At 43.7% G+C, this 1193-nt stretch carries 1 protein-coding gene; it reads left to right on the top strand.

Going from position 1 to position 1193, the window contains the following annotated elements; genetic code table 11:
- Nucleotides 1-163: 163 nt before the first annotated feature.
- On the top strand, nucleotides 164-979 hold the full coding sequence (locus R7M72_RS25195) for an aminoglycoside O-phosphotransferase APH(3')-Ia (RefSeq protein WP_000018329.1): 816 nt from the start codon (nucleotides 164-166) through the stop codon (nucleotides 977-979).
- The last annotated feature ends 214 nt before the right edge of the window (nucleotides 980-1193 follow it).

The following is a 1193-nucleotide window of genomic DNA, read 5'->3' as shown; positions in this document are numbered from 1 at the left end:
TGAATGGGTTCATGTGCAGCTCCATCAGCAAAAGGGGATGATAAGTTTATCACCACCGACTATTTGCAACAGTGCCCTCTGATGTTACATTGCACAAGATAAAAATATATCATCATGAACAATAAAACTGTCTGCTTACATAAACAGTAATACAAGGGGTGTTATGAGCCATATTCAACGGGAAACGTCTTGCTCGAGGCCGCGATTAAATTCCAACATGGATGCTGATTTATATGGGTATAAATGGGCTCGCGATAATGTCGGGCAATCAGGTGCGACAATCTATCGATTGTATGGGAAGCCCGATGCGCCAGAGTTGTTTCTGAAACATGGCAAAGGTAGCGTTGCCAATGATGTTACAGATGAGATGGTCAGACTAAACTGGCTGACGGAATTTATGCCTCTTCCGACCATCAAGCATTTTATCCGTACTCCTGATGATGCATGGTTACTCACCACTGCGATCCCCGGGAAAACAGCATTCCAGGTATTAGAAGAATATCCTGATTCAGGTGAAAATATTGTTGATGCGCTGGCAGTGTTCCTGCGCCGGTTGCATTCGATTCCTGTTTGTAATTGTCCTTTTAACAGCGATCGCGTATTTCGTCTCGCTCAGGCGCAATCACGAATGAATAACGGTTTGGTTGATGCGAGTGATTTTGATGACGAGCGTAATGGCTGGCCTGTTGAACAAGTCTGGAAAGAAATGCATAAGCTTTTGCCATTCTCACCGGATTCAGTCGTCACTCATGGTGATTTCTCACTTGATAACCTTATTTTTGACGAGGGGAAATTAATAGGTTGTATTGATGTTGGACGAGTCGGAATCGCAGACCGATACCAGGATCTTGCCATCCTATGGAACTGCCTCGGTGAGTTTTCTCCTTCATTACAGAAACGGCTTTTTCAAAAATATGGTATTGATAATCCTGATATGAATAAATTGCAGTTTCATTTGATGCTCGATGAGTTTTTCTAATCAGAATTGGTTAATTGGTTGTAACACTGGCAGAGCATTACGCTGACTTGACGGGACGGCGCTTCCCTACCCTCATGGCCGCCTCCCAGGAATCGACCCAGGTGCTTATCGTGGACATAATCCTTTACTCATAAATTGGCACTGTTGCAAAGTTAGCGATGAGGCAGCCTTTTGTCTTATTCAAAGGCCTTACATTTCAAAAACTCTGCTTACC

The organism is Vibrio sp. YT-18 (assembly GCF_033337345.1).
Taxonomy (GTDB): Bacteria; Pseudomonadota; Gammaproteobacteria; order Enterobacterales; family Vibrionaceae; genus Vibrio; species Vibrio alginolyticus.
The sequence above is the reverse complement of the archived record's forward strand: the minus strand, read 5'-3'. Positions and strand labels throughout refer to the sequence as shown.

Coding starts and splice junctions, on each gene's coding strand:
- R7M72_RS25195 (WP_000018329.1), top strand. CDS start 164: ATGAGCCATATTCAACGGGAAACGTCTTGCTCGAGGCCGCGATTAAAT.